This is a genomic window from Hallella sp. (assembly GCF_037460745.1).
GTDB classification, from domain to species: Bacteria; Bacteroidota; Bacteroidia; order Bacteroidales; family Bacteroidaceae; genus Prevotella; species Prevotella faecis.
Window position 1 is genome coordinate 1 of the sequence record NZ_JAXVAE010000026.1, and the last position, 6,709, is coordinate 6,709.

Annotated in this window: 7 protein-coding genes; all 7 read left to right on the plus strand. The window is 49.6% G+C overall.

The features are described 5' to 3' along the window. The first annotated feature begins 1,216 nt into the window (after positions 1–1,216). On the plus strand, positions 1,217–1,597 hold the full coding sequence (rpsL, locus tag WKK33_RS00490; protein ID WP_215760037.1) for a 30S ribosomal protein S12: 381 nt from the start codon (positions 1,217–1,219) through the stop codon (positions 1,595–1,597). A gap of 181 nt (positions 1,598–1,778) precedes the next feature. Then, complete coding sequence (rpsG, locus tag WKK33_RS00495; RefSeq protein ID WP_215760038.1) at positions 1,779–2,255, plus strand: 30S ribosomal protein S7; 477 nt, start codon at positions 1,779–1,781, stop codon at positions 2,253–2,255. A 20-nt stretch (positions 2,256–2,275) separates the two neighbouring features. After that, complete coding sequence (gene fusA / locus WKK33_RS00500; RefSeq protein ID WP_337932005.1) at positions 2,276–4,378, plus strand: elongation factor G; 2,103 nt, start codon at positions 2,276–2,278, stop codon at positions 4,376–4,378. Between the two features lie 97 nt (positions 4,379–4,475). Then, on the plus strand, positions 4,476–4,781 hold the full coding sequence (rpsJ, locus tag WKK33_RS00505) for a 30S ribosomal protein S10 (protein ID WP_215760040.1): 306 nt from the start codon (positions 4,476–4,478) through the stop codon (positions 4,779–4,781). Between the two features lie 392 nt (positions 4,782–5,173). Next, the gene (rplC, locus tag WKK33_RS00510) at positions 5,174–5,788 is read left to right on the plus strand and encodes a 50S ribosomal protein L3 (protein WP_337932007.1); all 615 of its coding nucleotides are present in this window, start codon (positions 5,174–5,176) and stop codon (positions 5,786–5,788) included. Further along, positions 5,788–6,417, plus strand: coding sequence for a 50S ribosomal protein L4 (rplD, locus tag WKK33_RS00515; RefSeq protein ID WP_235392416.1), 630 nt, complete (start codon positions 5,788–5,790; stop codon positions 6,415–6,417). The genes rplC and rplD overlap by 1 nt, the downstream gene beginning before the upstream one ends. Positions 6,418–6,432: 15 nt before the next feature. After that, the coding region (gene rplW, locus WKK33_RS00520; protein ID WP_337932009.1) for a 50S ribosomal protein L23 at positions 6,433–6,709 on the plus strand (277 nt) is incomplete at its 3' end.

Below are 6,709 nucleotides of genomic sequence, written 5' to 3' on the forward strand. Positions count from 1 at the left end.
AACACGAATCTCGCGAATCTTACGAATGCAGATATGTGAAACGCCTTTGGCGTTTCTTTCAGGTTTTATTGCAAAGATAATAATTATAATCGCAATAAAGAACGATTGCACCCTAAAATCTCCTGTTTTTTGCGTGCCCCGTGTTTTTCATCCACGCCATTCCGCTATCCATCAAGCGTTAACCGCCTACGGCGCTGGCCTCATGGGTGACTCGTGTTCTTTTGATAAAAACACCCCGTATGGCATCTGCGATCCGTGGGCGTGTTCTCCCACTTGCTTTTTCAAGCGCATTGAGCTCGGTTTTTACTCCCACAGATCCCACCGATTTGCACAGATGCGTTGCGCTCCGCATGCGAAAGAATCCGTGCGCATCGGTGAAATTACCTCCCGTTCGGTCGGTGGGGCTTCGCCGTGTCATTTTTTTAAACACGAATCTCGCGAATCTTACGAATGCAGATATGTGAAACGCCTTTGGCGTTTGGAATCTCACGAGATTTGTCGTAGACCCACCGATCAACGGGAGGTAATGTCGACAGAAGAGAGGCTATGGTTCCCTCTCAGTAGTCATTACCTCCCTTCGATCAGTGGTGCTTCGCACGTCATTACCTCCCCTTCGGTCAGTGGTGCTTCGCACGTCATTCGTGAGATATCAAACACCAGCGGTGTTTCCTCTCAGTGGTCATTCGATAGATTCGCGAGATTCGTGTTCTTTAAAATAACAGCGAGCGTTTGCATCTGTCAGTGGGGCTTCGCCGAGTCTCGTAAGATTACCTCCTGTTAGTCGGTGGGTCTACGACAAATCTCGCGAGATTACCTCCCGTTGGTCGGTGGGGCTTCGCCGAGTCTCGTGTTCTTTAAAATAATTCGTGTTCTTATTATGCAAACACCGGCGGTGTTTCTCTTCTGTGTCGATCTGTGTGGTCTGTGGGAGAAATGTTCTCGTGCCGCATGACCACATTCCACATTATATAATAAGGTGCGCGCCTAAGCCAAAAGCGCGATTAAATATCGTCAACAAGGGTTAATAAGTATTAAAATTATTATTCCCATAAAAATTAGAACCTCCTTATATATCGCGTTTTCAACAATTCTTCGTACCTTTGCACCCCGAAATGGGTTCATTGTACCCGTATAGCAAGAATGTCATACGGCGAGGACCCTTTTAGAGCGTTGACAATAAACAAAATAAATATATAAATTTTAAAAAATTACAATTATGCCTACTATTTCACAATTAGTACGTAAGGGCAGAAGAGACGTTGCTGACAAGAGCAAGTCGCCGGCTTTGGACAACTGTCCTCAGCGTCGTGGTGTCTGCGTTCGTGTGTACACAACCACTCCTAAGAAGCCTAACTCAGCCATGCGTAAGGTGGCTCGTGTTCGTTTGACCAACCAGAAGGAGGTCAACTCTTACATCCCCGGAGAGGGTCACAACCTGCAGGAGCACTCAATCGTGCTCGTTCGCGGTGGTCGTGTGAAGGACCTCCCTGGCGTGCGTTATCACATCGTTCGCGGTACACTCGATACCGCTGGTGTGGCCAACCGTACGCAGCGCCGTTCAAAGTATGGTGCTAAGCGTCCTAAGGGTAAGAAGTAAAAAAAAGACAATGCGGAGAGCCGAGGGCCGAGGGTTGTCACCTGAGGCCAAGGGCTCAACGCTTTTAGATGATTTATTTTTTTTCGTTTTGCTGGAGAAGTTGAGCAGGTTGAGTAAATGCCCGAGCGTGAGCGTTGAAGAACACATTGACAGCCCCATGCAAAATTTTATTTAAAACAAAATGAGAAAAGCAAAACCAAAGAAGCGTGTGATCCTTCCGGATCCAGTTTTCAACGACCAGAAGGTCTCAAAGTTCGTTAACCACCTGATGTACGATGGTAAGAAGAGCATCTCTTACAGCATCTTCTACAACGCCCTCGACATTGTGAAGGAGAAGGCTGCCAAGGAGGAGAAGACTCCCCTGGAGATCTGGAAGCAGGCCCTCGACAACATCACTCCGCAGGTGGAGGTGAAGAGCCGCCGTATCGGTGGTGCTACCTTCCAGGTGCCTACAGAGATTCGCCCCGACCGTAAGGAGAGCGTGTCGATGAAGAACATGATTCTCTTCGCCCGCAAGCGCGGCGGAAAGAGCATGGCTGAGAAGCTGGCCGCTGAGATTATGGACGCCTACAACAACCAGGGTGGTGCCTTCAAGCGTAAGGAGGACATGCACCGTATGGCTGAGGCTAACCGTGCTTTCGCACATTTCCGTTTCTAATTAAATAAGGTAAAAAGACAATGGCAAACCGCGATTTACATTTGACCCGTAACATCGGTATCATGGCCCACATCGATGCCGGTAAGACTACGACTTCAGAGCGTATTTTGTTCTACACGGGTAAGACGCATAAAATCGGTGAGGTGCACGACGGTGCCGCTACTATGGACTGGATGGTTCAGGAGCAGGAGCGTGGTATCACCATCACATCCGCTGCAACTACCTGTAACTGGAATTGGAGTGGCAAGACTTATAAGATTAACTTGATCGATACTCCGGGTCACGTTGACTTTACCGCTGAGGTGGAGCGTTCACTGCGTGTCCTCGACGGTGCCATCGCTACCTACTCTGCTGCCGACGGTGTACAGCCTCAGTCTGAGACAGTGTGGCGCCAGGCCGACAAGTATAATGTGCCCCGTATCGGTTACGTCAACAAGATGGACCGCTCAGGCGCTGACTTCTTCGAGACTGTTCAGCAGATGAGAGACATCCTGGGCGCTAACCCTGTGGTGATCCAGATTCCTATCGGCGCTGAGGAGACTTTCAAGGGTGTAGTTGACCTCATCAAGATGAAGGCTATCCTGTGGCACGATGAGACCATGGGCGCTGAGTATGAGGTGGAAGACATTCCCGCCGACCTCGTTGACGAGGCTGAGGAGTGGCGCGACAAGTTGCTCGAGGCTGCCGCTGATTACGACGACAACGTGATGGAGAAGTACATGGAAGATCCCTCAACAATCACTGAGGCTGAGATCCTGGCTGCCATCCGTAAGGGCTGTATCGCTATGGAGTGCTGCCCGATGCTGCTCGGCTCTTCTTATAAGAACAAGGGTGTGCAGCCCCTGCTCGACTACACTTGTGCTTTCCTGCCCTCTCCTGAGGACACTCCCGCTATCATCGGTACAAACCCCGACACCAACGAGGAGGAAAGCCGCAAGCCTCTCGAGAGCGAGCCTACATCTGCTCTCGCATTTAAGATTGCTACCGACCCGTTCATGGGCCGTCTGGTATATTTCCGCGTTTACTCTGGTAAGGTGGTGGCTGGTTCATACGTGTTCAACCCCCGTTCGGGCAAGAAGGAGCGTATCAGCCGTCTGTTCCAGATGAACTCTCACCAGGAGATTCCTATGGAGAGCATCGACGCTGGTGATATCGGAGCTGGAGTGGGCTTCAAGGACATCCGCACAGGTGATACCCTCTGCTCAGAGGATCATCCCATCGTGCTGGAGTCTATGACCTTCCCTGATCCTGTGATCTCTATCGCCGTTGAGCCTAAGAGCCAGGCCGACGTGGCCAAGCTCGACAATGGTTTGGCTAAGCTGGCCGAGGAGGATCCTACATTCACCGTACATACCGACGAGCAGAGTGGCCAGACCATCATCTCTGGTATGGGTGAGCTTCACCTTGACATCATCATCGACCGTCTGAAGCGTGAGTTCAAGGTTGAGGCCAACGAGGGTAAGCCCCAGGTTAACTACAAGGAGGCTATCACGAAGACCGTTGAGAACTGGCGTGAGGTTTACAAGAAGCAGTCGGGTGGTCGTGGTAAGTTCGGTGACATCATCGTTACCGTTGGTCCGAAGGACGAGGACTTCCAGGACGATCTGCAGTTCGTAAACGAGGTCAGCGGTGGTCACATTCCCAAGGAGTTCATCCCTGCTGTGCAGAAGGGCTTCAAGGACTCTATGAAGAATGGTATCCTGGCTGGCTTCCCCGTCATGGGCATGAAGGTTGTGCTCACCGATGGTAGCTTCCACCCTGTGGACTCTGACCAGCTCTCGTTCGAGCTCGCTGCTCACGCTGCGTTCAAGAACGTTTGCGCCAAGGCAGGTCCCGTGCTCATGGAGCCTATCATGAAGGTGGAGGTTGTTACTCCTGAGGAGAACATGGGTGACGTGATCGGCGACCTCAACAAGCGTCGCGGTATGGTTCAGGGAATGGAAGAGGCTCGCAGCGGTGCACGCATCGTGAAGGCCATGGTTCCCCTGTCAGAGATGTTCGGTTATGTGACCGCTCTCCGTACCATCACCTCTGGTCGCGCTACAAGTTCTATGGAGTATGATCACCACGCTCCGCTGTCAGCTACGCTGCAGGAGCAGGTGCTCGCCGATCTGAAGCGATAACCAAAAAAGTTGTGGGAGGTGCTGCTTAGTGAACGACTCTTAAGCAGCATACCTCTTTCAATAATTCATAATCAAATCATTATTTACGAAAATTAAAATGAGTCAGAAAATTCGTATTAAGCTGAAGAGCTATGATCACCAGCTCGTTGACAAGTCTGCTGAGCAGATCGTCAAGGCTGTGAAGGCTACAGGCGCTATCGTGAGCGGTCCTATTCCATTGCCTACTCACAAGCGCATCTACACCGTGAACCGTTCAACCTTCGTTAACAAGAAGAGCCGCGAGCAGTTCCAGTTGTCTAACTACAAGCGTTTGATCGACATCTACTCGGCCACAGGCCAGACTGTTGACGCGCTGATGAAGCTTGAGCTTCCCTCAGGTGTAGAGGTGGAGATCAAGGTCTGATAACAGCCTTTGGGTTAAACCAAATACATTACGGAGCGATTCCTTAAAAGGGAGTCGCTCCGTTTTCGTATGTCAACTTGCGTTGTTGCCGCACACATTAGATGACACCTTATAATAATAGGAGGGTGGGGTGATCTGAGGGCTACCCCAACAAATATTATAAAAAAATGCGGAAATGCTTGTGGGAAAGAAGAAAATGTAGTAACTTTGCACCCGCAAAAGTGGGTATTGCGCTGGCTGTGGGCTATCAATACGCTGACAAAGAGCAACTTGACCTTCAGGTTAGAAGAAGTAAGAGGTTCTTTTTAAGTGTGTTGTGAGTTTGAGAAAGCGGGTATCACTTAAAAAGAATTCAAAATAACATTATATTATTATTTAATTTCTAAACTGAAATGCCAGGATTAATTGGAAGAAAAATCGGAATGACATCCGTTTTCAGTGCCGACGGTAAGAATGTACCGTGCACTGTTATCGAAGCAGGTCCTTGTGTTGTAACTCAGGTAAAGACCGTTGAGAAGGACGGTTACCAGGCCTATCAGTTGGCTTACGGCGAGATGAAGGAGAAGAATACCACTAAACCTATGCTCGGTGTATTCAAGAAGGCAGGTACAACACCAAAGAGACACTTGGCCGAGTTCAAGTTTGACGAGGAGTACAACCTCGGTGACACCATTACGGTTGAGATCTTCAACGACGCAAACTTCGTTGACGTTGTAGGTACCTCAAAGGGTAAAGGTTTCCAGGGTGTCGTTAAGCGTCACGGATTCGGTGGTGTAGGACAGTCTACTCACGGACAGGACGACCGCGCCCGCAAACCGGGATCTATCGGTGCTTGTTCTTACCCAGCAAAGGTATTCAAGGGAATGCGCATGGGCGGCCAGATGGGCGGCGACCGCGTTACAACCCAGAATCTCAAAGTGTTAAAGGTAATTCCGGAGCACAACCTCCTTCTCGTTAAGGGTTCTGTAGCCGGATGCAATGGTTCAACCGTATTAATCAAGAAATAATGGAAGTTAGCGTATTAAATATCAACGGTCAGGAGACCGGAAGAAAGGTTCAGTTGAACGACGCAATCTTCGGAATTGAGCCTAACGATCACGTTCTCTACCTCGACGTTAAGCAGTACCTCGCTAACCAGCGCCAGGGCACAGCTAAGTCAAAGGAGCGTAGCGAGGTTAGCGGTTCTACCCGTAAGCTTGGTCGCCAGAAGGGCGGCGGCGGTGCTCGCCGTGGTGATATCAACTCACCGGTGCTCGTAGGTGGTGGCCGCGTATTCGGTCCGAAGCCACGCAACTATAGCTTCAAGCTCAACAAGAAGGTGAAGGCTCTCGCTCGTAAGTCTGCTCTGTCTTACAAGGCTCAGGAGGCTGCTATCGTAGTAGTAGAAGACTTCGCAATGGAGGCTCCAAAGACTAAAGATTTCGTAAACATTACTAAAAATCTGAAAGTTGAGGGCAAAAAGCTCCTTCTTCTTTTGCCAGAAGTAAATAAAAACGTATATTTGTCAACTCGTAACTTGCAGCGTGCTGAAGTGATGACAGCAACAGCCCTCAATGCCTACAAGGTTTTGAACTCAGACGTGCTCGTAATCACTGAGAATTCGCTCAAGGCTATCGACTCAATCTTAACAAAATAATAGGAGGCAACAGACATGACATTCATCGTAAAACCGTTGGTTACCGAGAAGATGACCAAGATCACTGACAAGTCTTCTGTAGCCAAGACATATAAGGTTAAGGGTCAGGAGCGCACAAAGAAGGCCGAGACAAAGTATGGCTTCATCGTGCTTCCCGAGGCTAACAAGCTTGAGATTAAGAAGGAGATCGAGACACGTTACAACGTTACTGTACTCGACGTGAACACAATGGTATATGCTGGCAAGCGCCAGAGCCGTTACACACGCAAGGGTCTCGTTCGTGGACAGAAGA

Bases quoted from the DNA above. Each gene is read 5' to 3' on its own strand.
- rpsL (WP_215760037.1), top strand. From the start codon at position 1,217: ATGCCTACTATTTCACAATTAGTACGTAAGGGCAGAAGAGACGTTGCT.
- rpsG (WP_215760038.1), top strand. From the start codon at position 1,779: ATGAGAAAAGCAAAACCAAAGAAGCGTGTGATCCTTCCGGATCCAGTT.
- fusA (WP_337932005.1), top strand. From the start codon at position 2,276: ATGGCAAACCGCGATTTACATTTGACCCGTAACATCGGTATCATGGCC.
- rpsJ (WP_215760040.1), top strand. From the start codon at position 4,476: ATGAGTCAGAAAATTCGTATTAAGCTGAAGAGCTATGATCACCAGCTC.
- rplC (WP_337932007.1), top strand. From the start codon at position 5,174: ATGCCAGGATTAATTGGAAGAAAAATCGGAATGACATCCGTTTTCAGT.
- rplD (WP_235392416.1), top strand. From the start codon at position 5,788: ATGGAAGTTAGCGTATTAAATATCAACGGTCAGGAGACCGGAAGAAAG.